The sequence below is a fragment of the Mesorhizobium sp. M0664 genome, from assembly GCF_040320565.1.
In the GTDB taxonomy this organism is placed as follows: Bacteria; Pseudomonadota; Alphaproteobacteria; order Rhizobiales; family Rhizobiaceae; genus Mesorhizobium.
Window position 1 is genome coordinate 91,120 of sequence record NZ_JAMYPW010000014.1, and the last position, 25,029, is coordinate 116,148.

At 57.1% G+C, this 25,029-nt stretch carries 20 protein-coding genes and 2 pseudogenes; 11 read left to right on the forward strand and 11 right to left on the reverse strand.

The window, feature by feature from the left end; translation table 11 throughout:
* Window positions 1-3: 3 nt before the first annotated feature.
* On the reverse strand, window positions 4-1,188 hold the full coding sequence (locus tag NKI39_RS15790) for a 3-dehydroquinate synthase (protein ID WP_352832817.1): 1,185 nt from the start codon (window positions 1,186-1,188) through the stop codon (window positions 4-6).
* Window positions 1,189-1,412: 224 nt separating this feature from the next.
* Between NKI39_RS15790 and NKI39_RS15795 the strand changes: the two genes are divergently transcribed.
* Window positions 1,413-2,792, forward strand: a complete 1,380-nt coding sequence (locus tag NKI39_RS15795; protein WP_352832819.1) for an alkaline phosphatase family protein — start codon at window positions 1,413-1,415, stop codon at window positions 2,790-2,792.
* Here the strand turns inward: NKI39_RS15795 and NKI39_RS15800 are convergent.
* Entirely contained in the window at window positions 2,785-3,807 is a 1,023-nt protein-coding gene (locus NKI39_RS15800) for a hypothetical protein (protein ID WP_352832821.1), read from the reverse strand. The two genes, NKI39_RS15795 and NKI39_RS15800, sit on opposite strands and share 8 nt — an antisense overlap.
* A 223-nt stretch (window positions 3,808-4,030) precedes the next feature.
* Window positions 4,031-4,306: a hypothetical protein gene (locus NKI39_RS15805; RefSeq protein ID WP_352832824.1), complete on the reverse strand. Its 276-nt coding sequence runs from the start codon at window positions 4,304-4,306 to the stop codon at window positions 4,031-4,033.
* Between the two features lie 144 nt (window positions 4,307-4,450).
* Between NKI39_RS15805 and NKI39_RS15810 the strand changes: the two genes are divergently transcribed.
* From NKI39_RS15810 to NKI39_RS15830, 5 genes are all read left to right on the forward strand, one after another.
* A complete protein-coding gene (locus NKI39_RS15810; RefSeq protein ID WP_352832827.1) occupies window positions 4,451-6,367 on the forward strand; it encodes a hypothetical protein in 1,917 nt (638 codons plus the stop codon).
* Window positions 6,368-6,377: 10 nt separating this feature from the next.
* Window positions 6,378-7,397 carry a ferritin-like domain-containing protein gene (locus NKI39_RS15815; RefSeq protein WP_352832829.1) on the forward strand — a complete coding sequence of 340 codons (1,020 nt, stop codon included), beginning with the start codon at window positions 6,378-6,380 and terminating at the stop codon, window positions 7,395-7,397.
* A gap of 144 nt (window positions 7,398-7,541) precedes the next feature.
* Window positions 7,542-7,784 (forward strand): hypothetical protein, encoded by a 243-nt coding sequence (locus NKI39_RS15820; protein ID WP_352832832.1) that lies wholly within the window; start codon window positions 7,542-7,544, stop codon window positions 7,782-7,784.
* 61 nt (window positions 7,785-7,845) lie between these two features.
* On the forward strand, window positions 7,846-8,211 hold the full coding sequence (locus NKI39_RS15825; protein ID WP_352832835.1) for a hypothetical protein: 366 nt from the start codon (window positions 7,846-7,848) through the stop codon (window positions 8,209-8,211).
* Between the two features lie 3 nt (window positions 8,212-8,214).
* Window positions 8,215-10,920: a caspase family protein gene (locus NKI39_RS15830; RefSeq protein WP_352832838.1), complete on the forward strand. Its 2,706-nt coding sequence runs from the start codon at window positions 8,215-8,217 to the stop codon at window positions 10,918-10,920.
* Between the two features lie 495 nt (window positions 10,921-11,415).
* On the opposite strand, the gene NKI39_RS15835 is transcribed toward NKI39_RS15830, so the two are convergent.
* Window positions 11,416-11,787, reverse strand: coding sequence for a hypothetical protein (locus tag NKI39_RS15835; RefSeq protein ID WP_352832841.1), 372 nt, complete (start codon window positions 11,785-11,787; stop codon window positions 11,416-11,418).
* A 685-nt stretch (window positions 11,788-12,472) separates the two neighbouring features.
* On the opposite strand from NKI39_RS15835, the gene NKI39_RS15840 reads away from it, so the two are divergent.
* The 3 genes from NKI39_RS15840 to NKI39_RS15850 all read left to right on the forward strand — a co-directional run bounded on the left by NKI39_RS15840 (window position 12,473) and on the right by NKI39_RS15850 (window position 14,655).
* Window positions 12,473-12,625, forward strand: coding sequence for a hypothetical protein (locus tag NKI39_RS15840; RefSeq protein WP_352832844.1), 153 nt, complete (start codon window positions 12,473-12,475; stop codon window positions 12,623-12,625).
* A 169-nt stretch (window positions 12,626-12,794) separates the two neighbouring features.
* A complete protein-coding gene (locus NKI39_RS15845) occupies window positions 12,795-14,153 on the forward strand; it encodes a S8 family peptidase (protein WP_352832846.1) in 1,359 nt (452 codons plus the stop codon).
* Between the two features lie 301 nt (window positions 14,154-14,454).
* A complete protein-coding gene (locus tag NKI39_RS15850) occupies window positions 14,455-14,655 on the forward strand; it encodes a hypothetical protein (RefSeq protein ID WP_352832849.1) in 201 nt (66 codons plus the stop codon).
* Between the two features lie 395 nt (window positions 14,656-15,050).
* Here the strand turns inward: NKI39_RS15850 and NKI39_RS15855 are convergent.
* The 5 genes and pseudogenes from NKI39_RS15855 to NKI39_RS15875 form a co-directional block, all read right to left on the reverse strand.
* Window positions 15,051-15,404 (reverse strand): annotated as a pseudogene (locus NKI39_RS15855) (leucine zipper domain-containing protein); the annotation flags it as partial.
* Window positions 15,405-16,092: 688 nt separating this feature from the next.
* A complete protein-coding gene (locus NKI39_RS15860) occupies window positions 16,093-17,172 on the reverse strand; it encodes a hypothetical protein (RefSeq protein ID WP_352832851.1) in 1,080 nt (359 codons plus the stop codon).
* A gap of 507 nt (window positions 17,173-17,679) precedes the next feature.
* Window positions 17,680-17,811 (reverse strand): hypothetical protein, encoded by a 132-nt coding sequence (locus tag NKI39_RS15865; protein ID WP_352832854.1) that lies wholly within the window; start codon window positions 17,809-17,811, stop codon window positions 17,680-17,682.
* A 147-nt stretch (window positions 17,812-17,958) separates the two neighbouring features.
* Complete coding sequence (locus tag NKI39_RS15870) at window positions 17,959-18,513, reverse strand: hypothetical protein (RefSeq protein ID WP_352832857.1); 555 nt, start codon at window positions 18,511-18,513, stop codon at window positions 17,959-17,961.
* A gap of 1,223 nt (window positions 18,514-19,736) precedes the next feature.
* Window positions 19,737-20,178, reverse strand: a pseudogene (locus NKI39_RS15875) (recombinase family protein); the annotation flags it as partial.
* A gap of 215 nt (window positions 20,179-20,393) precedes the next feature.
* On the opposite strand from NKI39_RS15875, the gene NKI39_RS15880 reads away from it, so the two are divergent.
* Window positions 20,394-20,843: a hypothetical protein gene (locus NKI39_RS15880; protein ID WP_352832859.1), complete on the forward strand. Its 450-nt coding sequence runs from the start codon at window positions 20,394-20,396 to the stop codon at window positions 20,841-20,843.
* Window positions 20,844-20,880: 37 nt separating this feature from the next.
* Window positions 20,881-22,611 carry a hypothetical protein gene (locus NKI39_RS15885; protein WP_352832862.1) on the forward strand — a complete coding sequence of 577 codons (1,731 nt, stop codon included), beginning with the start codon at window positions 20,881-20,883 and terminating at the stop codon, window positions 22,609-22,611.
* A 154-nt stretch (window positions 22,612-22,765) separates the two neighbouring features.
* Here NKI39_RS15885 and NKI39_RS15890 read toward each other — a convergent pair whose 3' ends face one another.
* Window positions 22,766-23,380, reverse strand: a complete 615-nt coding sequence (locus tag NKI39_RS15890) for a hypothetical protein (protein ID WP_352832865.1) — start codon at window positions 23,378-23,380, stop codon at window positions 22,766-22,768.
* A gap of 20 nt (window positions 23,381-23,400) precedes the next feature.
* Window positions 23,401-24,378: a YCF48-related protein gene (locus NKI39_RS15895; protein WP_352832867.1), complete on the reverse strand. Its 978-nt coding sequence runs from the start codon at window positions 24,376-24,378 to the stop codon at window positions 23,401-23,403.
* Between the last annotated feature and the right edge of the window lie 651 nt (window positions 24,379-25,029).

Sequence of the window (25,029 nt, forward strand, 5' to 3'; positions counted from 1 at the left end):
CCCTCATGCCTGTTCCGCGAGCCATGCGATGCTATCGCCAATAAGTGCCGGGTTCATCGCGTGTACCTCGATGCCGCGGCCGATGCCCGCCAGCTGCGTGATGGTGAGTTCGCCGCCGAGATGTTCGCGAAAATCCGCAAGCCCCTGCAGCAAGGATAGCCGGCCTTGCGAATCCGTTTGTTTCAGCGCGTCGTGCCAGAGCACAAAGCCCAATTGCTTGAGCAGACGAAGTATGCGCTCATCTTCGCGCTTAGCGAGCAAACCAGAGATTACCGAGTAGCGCGCGTCCAGCGCAACGCCGATGCCGACGGCTTCGCCGTGGCTGATCGCGTTCTTGGTCAGTTGCTCCAGCTTGTGCGCCGACCAGTGGCCGAAATCCAGTGGACGCGCCGATCCCGATTCGAACGGATCACCGCCAGCACCGATCTGGCGCATATGCAATTCCGCAGAACTCTTGATCAGTCGATTCAGATGCGGCGGCGAAAATCGCGCCAGGGCAACGGCGTTGTCCTCAAGCCACAGGAAAAAATCGTGATCGCGGATCAGCGCCACTTTGACCGCTTCCGCCATGCCAGCTCGTTTTTCACGCGGCGGTAGTGTCTCGAGGAAATCGCTATCATTGATGATCGCCCATGGCGGAGAGAAAGTGCCGATCAGGTTCTTGAGCCCTCGCGAATTGACGGCGTTCTTGACGCCAACACCACTGTCACACTGCGCCAAAACCGTGGTTGGAAAGCGGACGTGACGGACTCCGCGGTGAAATATAGAAGCGGCATAGCCGACGGCATCGAGCACAGCGCCGCCACCGATCGCGATGGCATATGAATGCCGGTCGATCGCGAGCTCAGACAATTGCGAGAGCAAACGCGGAACAACTTCCGGATCGTTCTTGCTGGCCTCGCCACCCGCGACCGCGACTGGAACGCCGATCAACTCGGCATGGCCCGCGTGCGCCTTGGCATAGGCAGCAATTTGGCCGGTGAGATCCGGATTCGACGAAATCACCCTATCATCGACGAAGACGGCGAAGCGGTGCCGTTTGCCAGCTTCACGACGGGTAAGGACATCGGCCAGACAGCGATTGTCTTGACCAAACGCACCCTGGGTGAAGACCACAGGATAGTCATAGGCGACGCTAAACGACTGCAACCGAACATCATCTACTCGGCTGGACGATTGATCGAGCATGACATTCTTCCTCACGCGACATCCCTATTCCCGAACCGGCCACCGAATAGACACATACCGAAGGCGCTTGCCTAGCGTGAGGCGCCATGTTTCAACTGGAAGGTGCCATTTCGTCAGCCGGTTTGGCAAGTCCGAGCGCGGTCTTCGCGCCGCGGGAGAGACCGTGAATACTTCGGTCCTACTGCGAAGACGACAGCATATGGCTTGATCCAGGAGTCTGGCGATTGAAACCTCTGTTGGCGATGATCGTTGTCGGGCTTACGTCACGAAATCTGGGGGTTCATATGCCGCGGCTCTCGGCGCTTGCGCGCAGCGGCGCCACGACCTCGCTGCAAACAGTAATGCCGGCGGTGACCTGCAGCGTACAAGCCACTTTCATGACTGGGCTCACGCCTGCCCATCACGGTGTTGTCGGCAACGGTTGGTTGTTCCGCGACCAGATGGAAATCCAGTTCTGGCGGCAGTCCAACCGGCTGGTCGGCGGCGAAAAGGTCTGGGAAACCGGCAAGCGCCGCGACCCGGCCTTCACTTGCGCCAACATGTTCTGGTGGTACAACATGGCCTCCAGCCACGAGATTGGTGCTACTCCGCGGCCGATTTACAAGGCCGACGGGCGCAAATTGCCAGATTGCTACACTGTACCGGCAAGCTTGCGGGATCAACTTAAGGAACGGCTGGGTCCGTTTCCGTTGTTTCAGTTCTGGGGGCCGGCGACCTCCATAGCCTCGACGCGTTGGATCGCGGATGCTACGAAGCTGGTGATGACTGAAAGCGATCCAACGCTTACTCTCGTTTACCTTCCGCATCTCGATTACGATCTGCAGCGTTTCGGGCCGAACACGACACATCCAGCAGTTCAGAAGTCGTTGACCGAGATTGATGGCGTCGCTGGCGAGTTGATCGATGCAGCACAGGCCTCCGGGCGCTCGGTCGTGGTGCTGTCTGAATATGGCGTCACCAGCGTCGACCGCCCGATACACATTAACCGCGCGCTGCGCGAGGCTGGCTTGCTATCGGTGCGCGAGGAGGATGGCGGCGAATTGCTCGATCCGATGACGTCGAAAGCTTTTGCGGTGGCCGACCATCAGATTGCGCATGTGTATGTGGCCGACACGCTGCTTCTGCCGAAGGTTCGGGCATTGCTCACCGAATTGCCGGGCGTCGAGCAGGTCTATGGCGCGGACGACAAGTCAGTAATCGGCCTCGATCACGCACGTTCCGGCGAACTGGTGGCCATCGCAGATGCACGATCGTGGTTCAGCTACTATTACTGGACGGACGACTTCCGCGCGCCCGATTTCGCCCGCACGGTCGAGATTCATCGCAAGCCCGGCTATGATCCAGTCGAACTTTTTCTCGATCCCGCAATCGTCATGCCGAAACTGGCGATCGGCAAACGCCTGGCATTGCGCAAATTGGGCTTCCGGGCTCTGATGGACGTTATCCCGCTCAACGCGTCGCTGGTGCGGGGGTCGCATGGCCGCATCACAGACAATCGCGAGCATGGGCCGCTGATCATAAGCGACCGGCCGGATCTGCTGCGTGGCGGCACGTTCGTGGCGACCGACGTCAAGTCGCTAATACTCGATGCGATCTTCAATTAAGCCGACCGACCTCGTCCTGGTGCTTAATATCTCCCCAGGTAGGCACGCGAGGGGTTTTGGTCAGTTCGACCGCGTCGGCAGGCGGGTTGAACAGTTGGCAGGCCTGCAGCTTGTTAGGGTCCAGCTTGCTGACGAGATCCCAGGTTGCTTTCGGATCAGGCTTAACCATCGCCAAGTTGGTATAGTTCTGGCTCACGAACGGCGCGTTGGCCGGCGGCATTGGATAACCGGAGAAGTAGAATGACTGAGGATGCCTGAAGGGCTTTGCTGATCTATCGACGCGATCCGGCATTGCCTTGCTCATGAAGCCATAGCCGAACATGATCGCCTGATCCGCGGTGCGGTCAGGACTAACGCCGACCTGGATCGGCTTGCCTGTCGCCGCATCCACCCAAAACGAGTAGCCCTGAATAGCGTTTTTGAGCTGCTTGCTGTCGCTGGCGCTATAGGGCAGATGGCGGATGAAGTCCCTGCGCGGAGCATGGTTGACTGGCGAGAACAAGCAGACTGGCGGCATGCCTTTCGGCCGATCTGACTCGTAGGTGACGAAGAAGGCGACGTCGCCCAGAGAGATGAATGAACAGGTGAACTGATTGGAAATCGGAAAGATCGGCAAACACCGCTTCTCGTAGTGTTCCATCATCGCGCCCTGCCCCGTCGGGCCGCTCCAGGTGCTATCGTAGTAGCTCGCACCCTTGGAAATCTCATAGTCCTGTCCGGCTTTGAGCGCCGGCGGCGGCGCCCCGTCATAGGGCGGCGGATACTGAGAAGCATTGTTGAATACGCGGTACATGTTCCAGTCCGACGACCAATATTCCGGATAAAGTGGATCCGTCGGCTCGCCCGGTGCACGAGTATAGGCACAGTCTGCATTGGCGCATGGACTGTCCGATGGCGGATTGTGCACACCGTAAGTCTGATAGATGTTGTCGAGTTGATCAGCCGCAAAGGCGCATTGGGCCGATAAGCCCAGCACAATAGTGAGCACATTCCCGATAATATTATGAGCGATCAAGTATGATCTGGGCATTGATCACCTCTGATACAGGGCGCTATCATCAACCATCGCCCAGCACCCAGGCGCCTGGCAAGACTTCTCTTATTTTCTCCGCCGCAGTACAGGTTTTGCAGATCACGGTTCCGTCTTGGATTGTGCAAATATTGAGTTTAATATACGGTGATGGGCGCCATTGTTCGCGGGTGATGCGGTCGACCAAATGAGGGAGTTCTCCAGTGAGCTATCTCGACGTTCCGCGCATCGTTTTTACTAGTGGTTTGAAGCTGACGTAGCGACCATCGACAATCGCGTCTGCTCCTTCATCAGTACGGCGTTCCAGAATGAAGACCGCTCGACGGGAGGTGACGATGGCGGCTGGAATCCGAAAGGCAGTAGAATCTTCCGTTTTGTTGGATGTCGGATTACGGCAGCGCAGCTCGGCAAATATCAGATCGTGCATACGCGCGCCGGTAGCTTCAACACCATGCGCCTCGCACTCCAGCGGAGTACCCTGCAACTTGCGTTGATCTCCCTATCCGTCCGCGGCGGAAGACCGCTCGCCCTTGATCCATAGCAGCAAACCGCGTCGTATATCTCTCGGCAACAGCGCGACTTCGTACTTGGGAACGCGTCACCTTCGCCCGGAATTCAGGAAGCACCGATGTCCTATCTCAACCCGACCAGAGTGCATTTTGCAGGCCAGTTTCGCGCTGACGTGTCGACCGTCAACAACGACGACAGGCATTTCAATTCAGCGACGTTCAAGCCGAACGATCAGGACTACGGCCCAGGATCGAGTAACGGCTGGTGGCAGCCCTCGGGCACCGGTGCATGGCGGCTTTGTGGCTGTGCGATTACCGCAGCGGCCTGGGACGGTAAATTTGCGACGACCAACACTGCAGATCCCGTGGTCGGATTGCCGCTGAAGAACAGCAGCGACCGCGTCGACGCCAAGATCGTCGACCTCGATCCGGATCAACAGATGGTATCGATGATCTTCGGGCTGGTGGTTCGGATTGCCGATCCGGCCAGCGGCGCGGTCCTGATGTCAGGCCAATTCTCGCCCGCGCCATTCATGGACATTTGGGGCCGCGGGGGGCAAGGCGACACCGGGGCCAGCGTATTCTACCAATCGACACTGGTCGATGTCGTCTGGGGCGACTTGTCTGCATCTCCTGCGTTGCAGGCATTGCAGAGGGCGACCATCCAGGGGCAATTGTCGATGCGTTTTATGCTCGACAGCTACAACATGGGCGGCGAGAAACGTGGCTACGGTCGGATCGTCGGCACGATTGGCCCCGCGCTGGCCGGGGAGCCAGTACATTTCGTCGCCGGACGCCACTTGGCGTCGACCAGCCGAAGCCTGGGCAACGTCACCTGTTGCATGAATCCCGAGGGGACACAGATTCTGGCCGACTTCGGCAACGCGTTGACGAACGATGGCAACGGCAACGTGCCGGATTTGGGTAGCATCCACTTGGTGGCCGTCAAGAACGACGCCTCGCACCTGGCGGCGGCAGATATCGTCGATCTGGGATCGCTGCTTGGCTACACCGCACACTGCTATTATGAGCGGACAGCCGGAATCCAGGCCTTTCCTCCCAACGGCAACTTGACCGCTCTGCAACTGCAGGCGCTGAAGACGTTGCCACTTGCCGCCGTGCAATCGGATGGCTCCGGAGGCTGGAATGTCTGGACAGCGGAAGCGTCCGACGGCATCTACGCGCGCGCTGACATGTTCGTGTGCCGGATGAACCCCGGCGAAAGCCGCACTCTCCCCATTATGGTCACCAAATTCGGCCAGCCCTTGGCAGACCAGACGATCGTTCCAACCATTTCAAGCACCAATATCGGCGGCAGTTTCACCGTGTCCACCCCCAGCACGGCCCTGCAACTCGCCCTCAGCGGACCAACCGACGGCGCGGGCTGGACCAGCCTCACGATCGCAAGCAGCGATCCGGGCCGGCCGCGCCAGTTTCCTGACGGCACGTTTCTCGATGGCCAGGTATACGAAATCGATCTTGCAGTGGCAGGCGCGGTGAACGCGGGTACAGAATTCGATTCCGGCCTTTTCATCAGCGTCCTGTTATTCAGCGAGACCAAGGTCCCCAACATGGTCACATGGAATGGCGACGTGCTGCCGATCCTTCAACAATATGCCAACCTCTATCCGCGGCCGCATGGTCCGGTGGTCAATTACGATCCCGGATATCCTGGCGAGCCCAACCCAACGCCGCTGCTACACCCGGTGATAAGCCTGACAAACAAGGATTGGGTGGGATCGTTTGCCCCTCGAATCCTGACCGCGCTCGGTCTTCCGATCGAGCATCCCAACCATATGCCGGTGACCCGCGACCTATCGGCGGGGCGGCGTGGCATTCTTGAGAGATGGATGCAGCAGGTAATCGACGGATCAATACCGTTGGAGCCTGAACCCGTGCTTCCGCCCGATGCCGTGTCGATGGCCGAGCGCGCAGCTTCGCGGATCGCCGCCGCGCGCGACCGGCCGGACATCCCTGACAGCAAGACCGCAGCGATGCAGCGGATCAAATCGGGCGCCGCCCGCAGCACGAAATAGGGCAACGGTCATGCTGAAGATCAAGCCGACAAACATCACCGACCTTGCAAGCCTGCGGTGCGCGCTGCAAAACGCAATCGAGCTCGAGCATTCGACCATGCCGCCTTATCTGACCGCTTACTATACATTGCGCGGGACCAGCGCAGGCGGGGCCGAGGCACGGCGAATCCTGCACAGCATCATCATCGAGGAGATGCTGCACATGCAGCTTGCCTGCAACATTCTCAACGCGATCGGGGGCGCACCGGTCATCAACGCACCCAAGTTCATCCCGAACTACCCAGGCCCATTGCCGATGGGCATCGGCGGCGCGGACGGGCTAGTCGTCGGGATCAAGCGTTATTCCAAGGCCACGGTCCAGAATACATTCATGGAGATCGAGGAGCCCGAAAACCCGATCCACATTCCGGTCAAGACGCCAAAGCTGGAAGCCATTGCGCCGAGCTTCGAGACAATCGGCCAGTTCTACACCGCGATCGGCGACGAAATCACCAAACAGACCAACACCATCTTCACCGGCGACCCGGGCCGCCAGGTGCCGGGCGCCACGATCGTCAAGGACGTCGACAGCGCGCTGCAAGCGATCGCCACAATCGTTACCCAGGGCGAAGGCACACCAACTTCTCCCACCGACAGCTCGACCGAATATGCGCATTACTACCGGTTCGAGGAACTGTTCATGGGAATGCGGATCGTCGTCGATCCGTCGTCATCGACAGGCTATTCGTTCGACCCCAAGCAGAGCATCGTGGTCGACGACCTCGCCGACGTCACGCAGATGGCCGACAATCCGCGGACGATCGACATGAGTTCGAACTGGCGCGCCGGACAACTCGCCAATGAATGTGACGCGATCTACACCAAGCTGCTTAACGCGCTGCATATCGGGTTCAACGGCCAGCCCGACTGGATCGACCGCAACGCCGTGTCGGTGATGTTCGAGTTCAAGAATTGTATTGAGGAACTGCTGCAGCAACAGCTCGCAGACGGTTTCTATGCCGGGCCGCGGTTCCTCTATGCGGGGCCCTGATTCGCCCAGCATGGTAGTGGGTCAGTTTGAAATTTGGCTCAGCGATTTTCTCCGGCTCCCAAGTCCATCGGATTCGGAGCGGCTACCTCGCTTTTTTGCCTTCTCTGCGCGAACGTCACCGACTTGACGTTGAGGTTCAGGGTTTTGACCGAGCCGGAGAAGCCGTTCGTGGTGAGGAGATCGACGAAACGCAGGCATCGGCAATTGCCGTTGCAGCAGGTCGTGCGGCTGCTGCAACGGCAGCCGTCGATTGGCGTGCTTCCAATGGATCAGATCTCGCTTGGCGGAAACTTCGCTTCGGCGGCACAGCCGGAGCTACTGCCGCACCAAATGGCTGCGCACAGAAAATGGATATATTGCGTCAAGACGATTCTTTCTTCACCATGATGTCATCGGCTCCGCGGCCGATTACTCGCCGCATGTCGAGCTGGAGTTCAAGGGGGGTAGCATGGCAGGCGAGTTGGCGCAGCAATTCTTCACGATGGCCAGTTTGGCCACATTGGCTGGCGCGGCCGGCGCAACACTGGTCGTGACGAACGTTGCGAAGCAGGCCTTTGGCTTCTCGCGCTCGTGGTTCGGGCTAGTCGTAGCCGAAGTGATCTGTGTCGGGCTTGCAGCATACGCTCGACAAAATGGTTCAGATTTTGTGATCGCCGCACTGAACGGATGCTTGGTTTATCTTAGTGCGGCCGGCGCATCCGATGCCGTGGGTGGACGCCAGCCAGGCAATGGCAACAACAACGCGGTACAACGTGGCAACAACGAGTCTGCGATGCGTCGAGGCTGGCGCACCTTTTTTGGCTCATGGTTCTGAGGTATGCCGCTCGACTTCAAATCGAGCGACGCATCGGCATTTTCCAAGTCAATTCACGCCGTGGTCGTTGGGGTCGGCCAATACGCACGGCCCGTAAACGGTGGAAAGCTAAAGGACCTTCCCGAATGCGTCATCGGAGCGAAACGTCTAGCTGCCGTCCTAGTAGACAGCACCGCGTGCCGGATTCCTGACCATCAGGTAGAGCTGCTTACCCTACCAGCCGAGACGACGAAGAACGCCATCCTTGCTGCACTGAATTCTGCCGCTCGGCGGGCAAGCCCGGAAGCAGCACTTTTTGTATATTTCGCCGGGCACGGCCTTGAAACAGATAGCTCGTTTTATCTGGCAACCGTAGACGCGGAGCCCGTTCCGACACCGGACACATCTATCTCAGCGCAAGACTTGGCTGAGGCGCTGACAGGTACAGCGGCGAGAGGAATACTGATTGTCGTCGATTGCTGCGGCGGCGCCGCCCTAGCGGAACGGGCGCCCCTGGTCTTCAGTGCGCTAGGAGACCTGTTCGAATACCGCATCCTTCTCAGCGCGTCGAGACGCGGCCAATCTTCCTGGGAGTTGCCGGGAGAGGGTTCCCCTTTCACAAACCTCTTCATCGATGCCTTATCGGGTCATCTTCCCACCGTTGGAAAGCACGGCGAGATCTATTTTCGCGACTTGTCCGCGTTTCTCGTGAACGAGATGCGAAAACTCTTCAGGGGTAGGCTCTCTGGACTTAAGGAGCAGGAACCCAAGGCCGAAATCTCCGCAGGGGACGACCCCCTCGTCTTCGTCAACAGCGACATAAGCTTGGAGTCCGTGCGGTTAAACCTTGCACGCTTCTCCATCAAAGACTTTCGCCGCAGACTTCTCGTCACGCTTTCGACGGTGGTCGGCATCATCATTGCGGTGACGCTGGGCATCTGGACGTGGCTCGATCAACACAAGTTCGCGCGTGTGAGAGCCGATGGGGTGGAATTGCTAGCGGGTTACCCTGATTGGAATCTGTTACGTTTCCCAGATCCCATTTGGGAGTTCGATATACGGAACAGCGACATCAGGGCCCAATCTTTGCTTGGGCCAAATCAGCCTCTCGTGTTGTTGAAGCGAGACGACCCGGCCGATTCGATCGGAGATAACCTGACTGAGATTGGCCGTGCTCGCTTCGCGATGCAGCTTGGCCGGAATGAAGAAGCGACGACTCTTGCGAGGTCAATCCTTCAATCCTCAGGCGGTCTCTCCAAGAATACCGCCTACGATGCTAAGGACATCATCATCGCCGCGGCACCGGAGGGTGACGGCGCGAGCATCGCGGATCTCGTTAGCGACGAAAAACTGGTTGCGACGCGAGCACTTCAAAGAATCGCAACCATCGATGCGCCGATGTTCGAGAAGTTGCTGGCCTCCGGCGACATGATCGATCCAAGAAGATTCGACCAAGAACTGGTGTTCCCACGCATTCCGCCTGCGTGCACGAGTCCTATTTCAGCATATGTTGAGCGGCTCCTTGGAAAGGAGTGGGCGTTCAATCCTTATGCCGCAGATCTGGTCGCGCGAACAAGGTGTGTTCCGACTTTGCTGGGGACCCGTGTGGACTGGAAGCGTATCGTCGGCACGCAGGCCTATTTGAGGCGGCTCTTGTCGCCTTCTGAAGAAGACAAAGAGATCGTTGCAGGATTCGACCGGCTCGTCGAGGACCTGTTGGCCGAAGCGGCGGTTGCCGATGCGCCTGACCTTTCCGATCCTCGTTCGCTGCTCGGTAACAGCTTGGACGCCGCCGTGGCCTTTGATCGACCGGCGTTCAAGTGCAGCCAGAAACTCCTCGATCTAATACGGAAATTTTCCGAACAACCGGATGGTCTTGATTTTTCCGAACGAGCGAGCGTCACAGCCTATCTCGCCCAGTATTGTCTTGGAGAGGCATTGATAATCAAGGCGTCGGAGGCGGGCGAAGTCGAAATTGGCCAAGGAGCAGCGATGCTTGTCAGCGTACCGTTGCAGACGCTCGATGCAAAGACGATTCAAGCCCTCGCAGCTGTTTCCGCCGGGACGATGGTCCCTCTCCTAACGTACCAGGTCGCCGGGAATTTCAGAGCCGCAGACAAGCTCCAGTCAATCTTCGCGATGCCGGATCTCCCGGCGAGCGTCAACCTACTGGAGGGCGCCGCCGCTGCGCAAGAGGAGGACCTCCAGGCCGCTGCCCTTCTTTGGGTCTTCCACCATCGCCGAGCCGACTTAGTCCCGATGGTGAAGCGGCTTGGATCAACGCTCCTTGGTCCTGCGATTCTGCGAATATCGATCGCCGCACGTTCCGATCAACCTATATTCGCTGCCCTTGAACGTTTTGCGTTGGACTCACCTGGCGCCGAGTTGAGGACGTGCTGGACCACGATCTGGGGCCCGCTGGACGAGGCGATCAACAACGTCACGAAGCCGGCTCTGGAGGAGAGGAAAGTAGCGCTAAGCTGCCTTTCATTTCGCGGCGACTTGCCGTCGATCAGCAGTCGAATCGCACGATCGGGCAGTAGCTTTTACGCAGATGTTCTGGCTCGTGTTAGTCAGGCCGCTAGAGAGCACGACAGACTCGTTGCCGATATCAAAACCACCCCAGCGTCGCTGAAGAAGTGGAGAGCAGGGGTCGACTTCACGGAAACGCTTGGAGGTAGGCTGTTGTTGGTCGCTCTAGTTCCCGATCCAGATCTGATGCTGCGGTAGGCAGTAGTGCTGCACGATGGAGGCGGCGGAGCGTCGGCGGTTCGGCTATCGGAGGATACTCATCATGTTTGGCCAGGGCATGGCATATCCTTGGAGGATGGTCGATGAAGCGCTTCTCGGCTTGCTAGGGATGACGCTAGGTGAACACCGGCGAAAGTGGAACCGCCAACCGACTATCCGATGGTGGCAGCTAAGCTACGCTGCGCGACGGTCGAAACTAGCAACGGCCATTGGGCTTGGATGGAAGGCCGTTCCACAAGCCATGGAAGCGCCTGCCAAGCGAAAGGCGAAGGCGACCTAGCGTTGGTCGCACCTAGCGATGGCCGCTTTGTTTAGCTACCAGTCGCCAGAGCAGCCCAAACTACCCTCCTAAGAAGTCGCCGCTCGCCAACGCAGGCGAAGCTGGAGTTGCATGTGATCGGTCACCCGTTCCTAAGATCGGCAAAGCGATCCTCTACCTGAGAAGCGAGTTGGATCGCTGGGACAGATCGATCCTCATTTGGGGCAATTGTCTGGAGCAGAAGTAACAGCTATTTCCACCAGTGTACTATCGTCGATATTCGACTTATCGCCTTGACCGAATCTGCAAAGCCCCTTCGCGTCCGGCTTGCTGACGGATTTCCAGCTAACATGAGCCTTCCCCGAAGCATCGACGTCTACACTAGGAAATTTCGTCTCCTCTTTGGTGAACTGCTCTCCCTTGTAAATGTCCTGCTTGGAAATTTCGTCTACCATAGACACTGACTGGTCTTCGCCAACCGCCTTCACGTGAATCATTATATTTTTGCCCGCAATTGCGGGCGACACAAAGGCAGACAGCGTCAAAAGCGAGACAATAGCTAATTTCGAGTTCGGAACCATGGTCATGGCAAGTCAATCTCCTTGCGCGATTATTTAGATTATCAAACTGGCGTTGTTGCAGCAAGGACGTTTTAGAGGTCGACTCTTAACTCCAAACTCCGGATTGATCACGGGGCCTGCGGCTGTCCAAAGGCGCCAGCATGCCCAGCTTCCGTCACCGTTCGATAGGATCCGGGGGCGCAAGCGTGAGTGCGTGGCGGACTCCAATGTCACGCCCGAGTGGGCGGATCACCGCAAGGGCACTTGGCTGGATCACCGACAGTAATGGGTGGGCTGCCCGACGATCGTATCCACCGTCCATTCCACCTGGGCCCTGATGACCCTCTACGTCGACGAGCATTGGAACGTCTCCCAGTGACAGGCGCGGAAGATCGTTGTTTGAATAATAAGCATCTACTTCTGTAGCGACTTGAACGATTTGAGATTTTCAGAGAACGGTGCTCCGCATTCAATACTCCGGCTAAAGAACGTTGCTACACGGGCCCATACCAATAGCGTTTACTGCAAAAAAAATATGTGTTATCGAATGTCTAATTCACCTTTCCCGCTCAACGTCGAACGAATTCGACGCCGAGCCTGTTGGGCTGAGCCTTGGGGGGAACTACCTTGAAATATTATCTAGTTCCCACGATTCGTTCAATTTCGGCCCCGTTGACATTTGGAAATGTTCGAAAGTCCGAGGCTTAACCACATGTTTGGCACCTTCTTCCCGGGCGTGAACTGCTTCGCTTGCCATACAACTTCCGGCGAGAAGATGGGCAGCGTTAAACTTCCGGCGAAGAACATGAACCTCAGTCATATCATGACCAACGGCTATCTCCGCCAGGTGACAGCCGGCAAATAACTCGGAGCTCGGAAGATGACCAACGTGACAGACTGGTCCTGGGTTGTCGCCGGCGACGCCCCTGTTTCGGATTCCCGCACTGACGACATCTGGTTCTTTGACGAGATCAACGGCTGGCTGGTGAACAGCAATGGCCGGGTGCGTAACAATCGAATTAGGGAGGGTGACCATGGCCAAACCAACGCAGCGCAGAGCAAGTACCCAAGTCGACGGCACATCGGGCCTTGGCATGGTGATGCGATTTACACCTAAGGCAAGTCACTCTGGTGTTCAGCAACTCGAAAAAGGCGGATTCCGCGTTGCCTCGTCGAAAGACTTCCGAACCGCTGCTTCAGTTCAAAATGATTTTGACGGCGCTGACGTCCAGTACTTCGAGCGCTTCGGCATAGCGATCATACGACGGGACGGCGAGAGGCTGAAACCTATGTTGGAAAATGCCGTCCAACAAAAAATCGTAAGCGCCGTCCGACCGGAACGCTCTTACCATGCGCTCGGCGGACCAGCGGCGAAACGATATGACGTCACGCAGGTCACGCAAGGCGGCCTCGCAACGATGATGGACCGCGACTACCTTCTAGGCTATCGCGACGGCATCAATGATCTCGTTGATCGTGTCTTAGGCAAAAAAGGGGCGGAAGGCGCCAGGCCGACAGCAGCAGCTTTCGACGAGACAAGCAGCACTTGGGGTGTTCAGGCTGTCAGAGTTCTCGAAAGTGGAATGACGGGCGCCGGGATAAAGATCGCTGTACTAGACACCGGGTTTGACGACACACATCAGGATTTCGCCGGTCGCGCGGTCACCAAAAAGCTCTTTGCAAGTCGCAGTTCGGAAGATGATGTTCATGGTCACGGCACGCACTGTATCGGCACATCATGTGGTCCTTTGCGGCCAACAACCGGCCCACGATACGGCATCGCCTACGAGGCGGAGATATATGCGGGCAAGGTGCTCGGCGACGATGGATTCGGCACTGACCGGTCGATTATCGCGGGAATGGATTGGGCGCTGGACCAAGGCTGCCACATTATCTCGATGTCACTGGGGGCGCCAACGCAGATTGGCGATCCTGCGAGCGATGACTATGAGCAAATTGGGCATGTATGTCTCGACGCAGGGACATTGGTCGTTGCCGCCGCTGGCAATGAAAGTTCGCGTCCCCAGCTTATTTCACCTGTGGGTTCGCCCGCAAACGCATCGACAATCCTGGCGGTTGGTGCGGTGGACCGTTCCTTTTTACCGGCCTCGTTCTCATGCGGGGGCCTGAATCCAGGACAGGAAGTGGATCTCGCGGCGCCCGGAGTCGACATACTCTCATCGTTGCCCGGCAACAACTACGCCCGATGGGATGGCACAAGCATGGCGACACCTCATGTTGCCGGCGTTGCGGCCCTCATCGCTCAGTCCGATCCCAAGTTCCGCGGATGGGCGTTGTGGGCGCGCGTGATTCAGATTACAAAACCCTTACCCATATTGGCCCGAGATGTCGGCAAAGGGCTGCTCCAGGCCAAAGGAAGCGGTGAGGTATGATGGCAGAGATGGTCGATGTTACCATCCGGATCGACAAGGCTGAGTCCAGTCGGCTCGATGAGATTGTCGACGTTCTAAAATCGCGAGGTCTCCAACAGGTGGAAAGCCACGAGCGTTTCATGCTTGTCAACGGTAGCGTCAATTCCGGCGCACTCGAGGCGCTTCGCACTGTAAAAGGGGTCGCGTCGGTTCGAACGGACACTGTCTATAAGGCCCAGTCGAGCACATAAATTTGGAACTGTGCCGGCCAGAGACGCGGCCCGCTGGCGGTCGGGCACTGCTGTCGTGGCGGAGCATTGCAATGGCCGATCTCCAAGCCGAATTTACGTTAGCGATGTTCGACATCTATCGACGCGCCAAGTCCGAAGCGAAGTACAACGCGATTATCTTTCTGCAAATGGTCACGGACAATGGAGGCCATTCGACAGCCAAGACGCTGATTACGCCGCCAAACCGTCAGATGGGTACACAGCGTTATATCTTCGAAAGCGCCTCGATTTGACCGTGGAAGCCGTCGTCATCGAAAACAAGCGCTGGCACGAGCTGTTTACGCCGGAAGAATTGGCGAAAGCTCGGCATCGTCTCAAAGAATACGGCTACGAGCCACTTTCTGAACATTAGGACCTTTCCGATTCGACTGCAGCACGATGCAAACGAGATCCATCTTGGCGCGTGTCGTTGTCTGGATCTTCGCCCGAACGGCATGGCGCACGAACGCCAAAATTCGGAGCTGCTTACCGAATATTGAACGCCTCTCGCGGACGCTCGACTGAGGACGGGACCGGCGTATCAGACCCGTCATTGTCTCAAGCAACGTGTGGCGTTGAATCAGAGCTGTGCTAGTATTTCCCTCTGGCTTTTGTGCGTTTGCATGCCACACTACCTGTACTAGGTTAGGAGGAAGGCGATGGCGCTTTGTTTTTTCTCGTCGGGCAGGATCTGCGAGAAGGCGATGCGGGAGGCGTCGTCGATGCAGACATGGACGAACTCCCTGCCTCGCGAGCTGGCATTGCCGGTGCGCTTGCCGGTAATGCGATGACCGATGCGCTCGAAACGACCGAGCTTCTAGGAACGGTCGATCATACCGGCCCGCCCTTCGGACTTATAGCGCTCGACCCAGCGCGCCACGATCTTGGCCGACACGCCGTAGACACGCGCCGCATGGGCTTTGGAGAAGGCGCATTCTATCACCGACAGCGCCATCTCTTCTCGACGCAGCGGCGCGAGACGGGCATTCTTGTGGATGTTCATTCGGACCCTCCGGTGAGTGCTGAAGCCTGGTAACTCCAGTCTCCCCGGTCCGGTCCGAATGGACAACCTCCCGAAAGCTCACAGCTAGCTATCCTTATTCGCGTCGACGACTAGCAATTCCTCCCCTAGGACTGCGATCACGGCGGACACTCGGCCCCGCACCCGCGGATGCAGTTGCATCAGTCCCTCAATCAGACGCCGGCCTTCGGCGCTGGCAATGAAATCGATGTATTCATCGACTGGAAGAGGCGGAGCGTCAGGGCTGGTCTGATTGCCCGGGAGACCTTCGAAGAATCGGCTGACGGGAACTCCTAGCGACCTGGCAATCTCGTAGAGCATGGAAGCACTCACGCACGTTCTCGTATTTCTGGAGCTGTTGAAAGCTGATGCCTATCGATCGGGCAAGCTGTGCCTGCGATATCTGCGAAGCAGAACTTCGTGCGCGACTTTCGCACATGGCCTCAAGTAACTATCTGATATTACTTATCTATCTGCCCCATCCATCAATAAAGACGGCCAGAGCCCTGCATGCTCCGCAGCAGTCCAATGCGGTTGTTCTTAATCGCAGGTTCAGGCAAATATGAGTTCCGATGCGCGCGGCAATCGTTGGCGCACCTTGACGGGTTGACCAGCTGCATCATTGCGGCTCGCCAACCGTCGTGGCGCACATTGCGACCAGGTCATTGATCTACTCGTGATCGCCGTTTTTCGACCTCGCCTCGGTTCTGTCGAGGGTATCCGGCACGAGCCGTTCCGAGAAGCCGGCCAGGAATGACCAGACGAGAAGTTTCGCAAGATCGGCTGTTGGGTTCAGGATCGTCAATCCGCTTGGGTCCATTGTCCCGTCATGCGCGGCAGACACTCCAGTCGGATTCGCGTGCCACACAACATGCTCTCCAACCGAGATTTTTTCCAGATCTGGAAAGGCTGTACCGCCGATGATGCCACTTCGCAGGAGAAAATAGAGGACAAATGCCCCGACCATTCCATACAAAAGACGCACATAGAGCATCCTTGGCTGATATTCGGTCACGACGTCTTCAAAGCCAAATGTCTGGATATTCATCTGGAATCTCATAACCCGGCTGAAATAGGCGCCGAGGATTCCAAAAGCAGAAACCATACCGAGACCGAAAACCGGGCTGGAAGAGAACAAGGTGTGTCCTTTTGCGATGTCGTTCGGCGGGATGCTGCTGCCATAGAACGGCAACGAAAAAATGAGAAAATACACAACGAATGGCAATATCGATATGCCCATGACGCACAGTCCAAAAATGAAAAGACGTGATGCTGTCTCGCCACGAATCCTGCGAATGAACCGTTGATTGATAAACCACCTCTGGAGGTCATCTAGAAGCGCGACATACGCCGCACGCTTCCGCCCCATCGCCTTGTCGCTTTCGTCTGTTGCCTCGAATAACGTTGCGTTTGTCTCGTGCTGGGCCAGACTTGCCAGTTTTCGCGATCTGGCCAACTCCATCAGGATCATGAATTCTGTTGTGAGCTGCGGCTCAATAAGCACCAAACCGATCGTCTGCTCGGCGGCATTTAGCTTGTGCCATTCCTCCGGACCCGACTTCCAAGTCTCTTGAGGGAAAAGATCGTCTACCGCGGCCTGTACCGCGGGATCTGTAACGCTGGGTCGAGTGGCCTTCCAGAGAGTCCGAAGCGATAGCCATTCGTGGGCGAGAACTTCATTCTTCTCATCGGAAGCGCTCCAACAGAACTTACGTCTGAAGCCACTTACGGGCTGAGGACTCGTCGACATTCCAGGCCCCTCCCCTGAACAAAGGTCATCATCCCGTCGCATCGCATCTCGACGACCACGTCTGCTTGCTGTCTCTACTTGCTGTCTTCGTGTGCAATCAGCATAGCTCAGTTTGTGAACCCAAGCATCGTCAAAATTGAGGAAATGCTAATTTAGCGATTTGCGACTGACAACTTATGCCGATCGGCATAAACTACAAATCGAAGTAGAGGTTGGGGTGCGCGTGAAACTGGGGGCGTCGACTTTTTGTCGTGCGCACTAAAGGAGCTCCTACTAGGGCTTGAGGTGCCGCCGATGCAGATAGGAGCGGCAGCATAGCTCTAATTTTGAGCGATTGCGGTGAACTGACCGGTTTCCGGCTAGTGTAGCGGCGGGGGTCCGGCGTTGCCGTGTCTATCGCCGAGCGGAGAGCTTTGCCGGTGCCGGTTGCTTTGCCGAACTGTCTTGCCAGGTTAACCAGCAGCGAACCATCGACGATATCGCCTCCCCCAAGCCGAATTTCATCGATCAGCAGATCATGGCGTTGTACGCCATGTAGAACCCCCCACGATCATGCGCCACTAACAGATCGCTCAAGACGTCGATTTCTTGATCGGTCAACGCTGCTTCGCCGTTCGGCGTAACGCCACTGCCTGCCATGTCCGCCTCCGAATTGTTCAGCCGCCAGCTTCGCGCACGTCGTCAGCGCGCGAAGTATATTTCTTTAAAAAGCCCGTAACCGCGTTACATGCTTTCTGATAATCATTGAAGTACGACGACTAGGCATTAACCTGAACACCCCAGCCATCATAATGCATATACTAGACACCTTCGCTCGACACTCGCATCTTTGCTGCATACACGAGAAGGCAATTTATCATGGCCAAAGAATCCGTCTATTTCGTCATTGCGCACACAATGTTCCGTCTTTGACAGCCTTTTACCTACCGGCCCGTTCTCCAAATAAATAAAGTAGCCATTTGCAGAATTGTCTTTGGTGTTGGAAAATACAGAGGGCGAGAACTCTCCAGTGTTAGGATCGATCACCGCAGCTATATCAGCAGAATGAAACTGACTATCGTCGCCTCCACCAACACTGTTGTTGCCGCCAAGTTCATTCCAGACAAAAGCTCTTGGCAGCTTGACATGCCACTCCACCAACGAGGCGTTGCCACCTTCCGCTCCGGATACATCGAATTTGAAGGCCAATTCACAGGGCTCCATACTTCGGGATGCCGAGTTTGGCATCCCGGGAAAGATCGACCTGGACAATTGACTGAACCCTCCTGCCGCCCAGGAGCCGAGGCCAAGCAACAGGGCCAGGCCAATCGTAGACGCCAACAAAGTGGCCGATTTCTTCATGGACAGTTCGCCCCCGAGCCCGACAACGCGCGCAACGATTGCAGCACCAAACCGGAGAAGCTCCGAACTTGGTATCTACGTGCTATATTAAGTACCCCTCACAAATAGTTATCGCCATTAATTTAGCATTGCCTTCTTATTGCAAATGCAATAGCCATAGTTCGGGCGTTGGTAAAATATTTTGCCTGTCGGCTTTTACATTTTTAGATTTCTTTCGCACCTCGCATCCCCGCCAACCGTGGCGCAGTGTCGTCAACTGCTCGAAACATAGCCGAGGGCTCCGCAATCGAGGCGACGGAAGGCTTCGAGGTTGAGCTATTTTTTTCTTTTCGGCACTACATGAATTGGGCGAACCAATGATGACAAAGCCCTGCAGGATTTCAGGGTTCTGTCTGCTGGTTTCGTGCGGAAGCGCCGCCGTGGTACGGGGCTTAGCGGCCTGCAGCCGCGCTGGGCTGGACATCCCTGCGATTGTGGCCTGCCCGAAAAACCAACCAAGCGCTGGTACAAAAGATATCCTGGCGAGTAGTCGAGTTGGAGAGGCTAACACCTTCGGTAGAAGATCGCCCCAATAGGGCTATCGGCGGTTCCGTCGCAGGAACGAAAAAGGAATAGGAGCAGAACTTTCGTGTGCGATTTTTGCACACAGACTCCCACAACTATTTTGATATTACTGATTTATCCGTGCTGTCCATCATGAAACGCGGGCATAGGGATCACTGCGAGCCTGATAAAGTTCCCAGAATTTCTGAGCGGGCGGCGCCATCCACTGGGTCACACCTCCCGGCACGCGACGTCACCTCAGAGTGAATCTACTTGGCGAGTATCTGGCCGCAAAGTTGGCCGGCAAGAACGGCGTTTCGGTGAGAGCGGCATCCAATGAGTCAAACGGGCAGCTCTGAGCTATCAAATCATGCGGAAGGGAAGTCGTGGCGTGGACTAACCCATCTTATTCACGACGCGCTTGGCATGAAGGGTGGCCTGCTGCCGGTTCGTGGAAGCCGAGATAAGGTGTTTAACGGAACTGTGATCCTGCATGGCTCGCGTTAGCCTGTCTCGTTTCGGGACCAAGATGTTGGCACCGTTTTGCGTTGCAGAGATTGCCGGTGCTCCTCCCAATGCGCCGCCGCTTGGACATCCCTTTCCCCTCCCGCGACGCAGAATATAGTGCTTCCACCCTACATTCCCCAAGTAGCAAGCGCCCTTTCGGCAGCGCCCGGATCTTACTTGATGCGGAGGATCGTTTGACGAGTGGGGCCCGACACCTTGGCAATCGCCGACGCCCCCTGCCCTTGCGCCAGCATCTCGGCGACGGCTTATAGCGCGTCGCGGTCATAGCTGGGCTTGCGGCCCCTGTAGCGGTCCTCCTGCGCCCGGGCAGCGTCTATGCCGGCCCGCTGGGCCTCCCTTCGTGGACTCGGCCTGCGCCTGTGCCGTTGCCGCCATAAAGGCGATCAGCGCGTCCCTTCCGGCTTGCTGCATGGGGTCTTTCGTGGCCCCGTCGAAAGTCATGCTGTTGATGACGGTCCGGACCACCACACCCTTGCCCATCAACCCCCGAATGGTGTCGCAAACGTCCTGATAGTTGCGGCCCAGCCGGTCCACCCATCGCACGAGCGTACCCCCTCGGCGCAGCATGTCCCGAAGCGTGCGGCCCTCGGGGCGCTAGGCAAGCGGCTCGCTAAATACGTCACCTGTCCGATCGGACAGTTGACTCCGATCGATGCCACGCGAGAATTCCGGCAGTTCCCTTTGAATAGACTGCATTCCCGGGTGCCGCGGCGAGATCACTCGCATTTCGAGATCTCAATGCCTTCTTGAGAGCAGCATATCCGCTGATCGAGCGACCAGAACTCCGATCATAGTAAAGGAAGCAAAAGATGACGAAGAAGCCACGTGAGACTGCGAGCAAGTTGGGCAAGGGCGGTCCCAAATCAACGAAGAAGCCAAAGGCCAAAACGGCACTTTTGGCCGGTGCGGCGCAGACAAGCTTTGCCGATATTCAGAACCTACTCGACACTCTCGTGCCCCCCAGCGATTCAAACATCAGCGGCGCGCCGCATCAACGGTTTTGGCGGAAGCCTCCGACCGACACGCGCGACGGCTTCGTCAATTTTGACACGTCGCATTGGGGGCAGGATGGCCTCCTTCTCACTCCGGGGCATCCGGAAACCTCGAATTTGTATCTGGCTCTAGCTGGCCAGCCACCATTTGACGGTTCAGTTCAGAGCCAAATGCCCGACATTGATTCCGATCCGCTGGCAACGCTGGCGAACAAAGAACAACTCGCAACCGTAGCGACCTGGATAACGAACGGTGCGCCCGCCTAATCTTGGCATAGCGCCGCCCCACTGAAGGAGTTCTCTCATGCGACAAATCTTGCATTTCTTGCCCCCTATTTTTTCCTTGTGTGTGGGCACTCTCTTGCCGATGGGCGAGGTCCACGCACAATCTTTGCCGGCGGATGCGAAGCCCACCTGCGTCGTCGATCCCGCGATGTTCAAGTCGTGGTTCGATTCCGGCTCAGTTAGCCTCGACGGGACAGTTGGGCCCGCTGACAGCGTCAACTTTCCGGACGTGCCAAATTGCAGCTTTTATCGATGGTCTGAGCAGATGTTTCTGTGGCTCTCTTCGACGACCACATCCCGCTTCGGCGGTACCGGAAAGGTCTTCGAATCCCCCGCATTCTTCGATGTTTCCCCTCCCGATAGTGGGAGCAACCGCCGAAGTTTTATTCCGCATTCCTCCACGCCATTGAGCATTGCCAGCATCCGGACCCCGCAAAATGGTCCTAACGATCTACCGGTGGTTATGTCCAACACCGGTCAACTGTTTGAGGTCGTTACACCACCTGCTGGACCAAAAGGAGGGCCTTTGGTCCAAGATCTGAGCGGCAAGGTGAGCGAGGTGGCGCGTATGGAGGTCGATAGTGGACAGACCAAGCCCAATTTGTTCGGCACGGACGGTAGGAAAATCGAGGCGTTTTCCAACCTTCCCTCCGCTGCGGACGGAGCTGCCGTGGGCAAAGGGCAGATCGGCATTGCTCGAAAATTGAGCGTCGGTGGAGACGACCTGTTGGTCGACGCTGCAGGCGATGTGATACAGACGGAAGTCGGTCAGGCCACTAGCAACGGGGTCCTAATCTCGCAAAACAATTCGCTGGTCTATTATGTCATCACCGTCAACGACGTCTTTGCCTACATGGTAACGGGGGCAGCCAACGGCGGAATCAGCCCGGCACCGACGCAATTTCCGGTGACGCAGAGCGATCTGGACAAGATTCTGACATTCGCCAAAGCAAATCAGAAAATCATTGCTGCACCGGAGACGTTGGCCATCGAGCTTAAGACGTCATGGGTCGAGGCGAGTTCAGTCGCTGACGCAAGCAAATACATCACCATGGATGCGACCGTGCCGGTCTTCGATATGTCCGATCCCAAGAAATGGAAACCGAATGGTCAAAAGACCGTGCGGCTTGCCATGGTCGGTATGCATGTTGTGGGTAGCACAAAGGGCCATCCCGAGATGATCTGGGCGACCTTTGAGCATGTCGACAACGTGCCAACCGGGGCCTACACGTACCTCGACGCGACCGACAATACAAAGACCGGAGTTCAGCCAAGCTCAGGAACGTGGCTGTTCAGTGCCGACAATCCAGCCGGCGTTTTCAACGCTCTGAAGGCGCGATTTGATACAGAAGATATCGTTCCAGGGGGCGACCCTTCGGGCATTGCACCGAGCAACACCATCCGCTGGAAGACTTGGGGTGCGATGTCTGGCGTTTCTCCGAACCCGATCGATGGGTCCGATACTGCCTCAAACACTGAAATCATCGCCATCAACAACAGCGTGCGCAGTCAACTGGCTGCGGGTGATGTTCGCGCCAACTACCTGCTGATCGGAGCGACCTGGACAATACTCGGCCAACCGCCGAACGCTTCGAACCAAGTAGGGACAAGCATGTTGTCCAACAGTACGATGGAAACTTACCAGCAGGGAACTAGTGCTACTGATGGAGGGGCGAACTGCTTTCCTTGCCACAGGAGTAACCAGATCAGCGTAAGCCACGTCTATAAGTCGTTGAATCCATTATTCTGACTTGAGCTGAGGCGCAGCTGGATCCTCAAGACCGATTGGACGTAGGCGCTGACAGGGCCGGCGCTCGCGCTCACTGTCTGTCTCCCAAGACGCCGTGCTGTTCGCGACTGCCGTTACCTCGCGCAACGAATGCCGCCGCGTATGTGGCAAAATGTTAGCTTGTCGCCGGCGGAACGTGCGCTCCAGCCGCAATCCAATCCGACAGCAGTTGAATGTCCGACTGGCCGATCACGCCTTGCATGGGGCCGGTTCCAATGATTGCGACCAAGAACATGCTCCGATCCGGCTCGCCAGGGATGATCCAGCCCCCCCGAACAAGCGACGCCATCAGATCCAATGGAGAGTCAAACAGCGACTTTAGCTTGACGGGTTCGCCCCTTTCATTAGGGAGCACAAGGTCCTCATGCGCGCGTTTGGCGCGAGAGGCCAAACGCGTAATCAGATCCCGAACCTGTATACCGAGGTTGTCGGGGGTCGCTCGTGCCGCTCGGACCGCCATACCGGTTGTCACTTGGCCATCAATGAAAATGCGATACATGAAATGACCTGTACCTGCATCCACGCCATCGTCAGTCTTGAAATTCCAAGAGATCGTTCGCGAGCCTGGCTTCGGTGACCGCTCGTTGGCCACAACCTTCACCAACGTCTGCCGCGGATCGAAGACAGTGACCGTGAGTTGCTTGGCACCTTCAGGGATTTGGGCAGCAATATCGAGGTTGCCCCAAGCCTGTGGTATCGGCGGTTCCACGACCACCGGCGCTGCAGCCAACGCTGCTTCATCTGTCTCTATCATACATCGATAAATAGTCCCTCCGGACGCGTACGCGACGACCGGCTCAGTCTTGGTGAAACGAAAGCGGTTGATAAATCGACCCACGCCGTTGGCGTCGAACCACGTTGCGCCGCCGTCAGTCGTTCCGCTCGTCGTCCCGTCAGGGCTACCCGAAGTGAACCCGTGACCCCAGCCGCCGACCCACCAATCTGGTCGTTTAGAAATCCGATGCCCTCCAGTTCAACATTCCGCTGCGGATCGTTGATCGGGATGCGCTTCCATGTTTCACCACCGTCGGTTGTCTTCAAGATGGCCGCGGCGGTATCGTTTTCGAGTGACACGAATCCGACTTGTGGATTGAGGAACTGGATCTTCCAGCCCCACTCGCCCGCTGGGAAGTCGATCCCGGAATTCTGGAGTTTGTTTTCCCAGGTCTTACCGCCGTCGGAGGTGAACATGACCACTGGCTTCAGTTTGTCGTAAGTGGTCCCCCCGTTGCCGCCGACGACCCAGCCATGTAGATCGTCGACAAAATAGGTATCGATCAGCAAGTTGGCGTGCGCTGCCATGGAGATCGAATTCCACGTCTGGCCGCCATCGGTCGTATGCATGATAGCTGCTTCACGGCTTGGATATTGCGTGCCCGAGGCAAAGACCACGCCCTTGGACGGGGAGGATATTCCGCATATCGCGCTTGGTAGCGGTGGCAGCCGAGCGGTGATGTCGGTCCAAGTCTTGCCGTCCTCAGTCTTCCACAGGCGTTGCCGTCGCGTGATTGAACCGACCCAGCCGTCGATCGGACTCGTGAAGCTCATGCAGCGCAGCCAGGTATCGGCGTCGACGGTGTGTTGAATCGTCCAGGTCGCACCGGCGTCTTCTGTATGCACGATTTGACCAGCACTGTTCACGCCCCGGCCGGTGTCCGTTCCGATGAACCAAATGTCATCATAGCGTGTCTGGAGCTGAGCGTTTGTCGGACGCCAACTAAAGGCCATTTATCTTCTCCGGGCGAAGTGGTTACCCCATCGGTTCCAGCTTTGTGTGGAAAAAAATCAGCCAGGAGTCCGGTGAGCATCGACTATAGCGTTACTGTCCTTGCGCTGCGTAGACGACATGAGCGGCAATCATGCGCACCTCCCAGTCATTGTCAGGGATAGTTGCAGCGCGCCTGAAATGCGTCACCTGTCCAATCGGACAGTTGACGCAATCGGAACGCGTTGAGCCAGGTGCAAGGTGCCCTTGGCGTGCATGCGCCTGGGATGCCAGCCCTTGCGGTCCCGATCGCAATGCGAGAAGCGATGGAATGGATCCTTACCCTCATTCGAGCCAGTGACCCAAGGCCATGAAATGGGTGTCGGAACACGTCTTTGTCGTGAAGCACGCCTATGTCGATCTAGATAGCGCCATGCCTTCATGATGGTGGAGTTCTACGTGCAGCGCGAGACCGACGTTGTCATATAACCGGTGATGCAGATGGCATCGCGAGCGAAAACGCTGCGCGAACGGCAAATGTGCTTCCCCACTTCAGTTCCTTCACCCGGTTCCTCGACGATGGGCGGATCGATACCCTCCGGCGAAGGCCGCCTTGCGAGAGGACGGCACGGTAGCGAGGCTGCGCTCTTAAGGTCGCCCTTACGAGCGAAGTT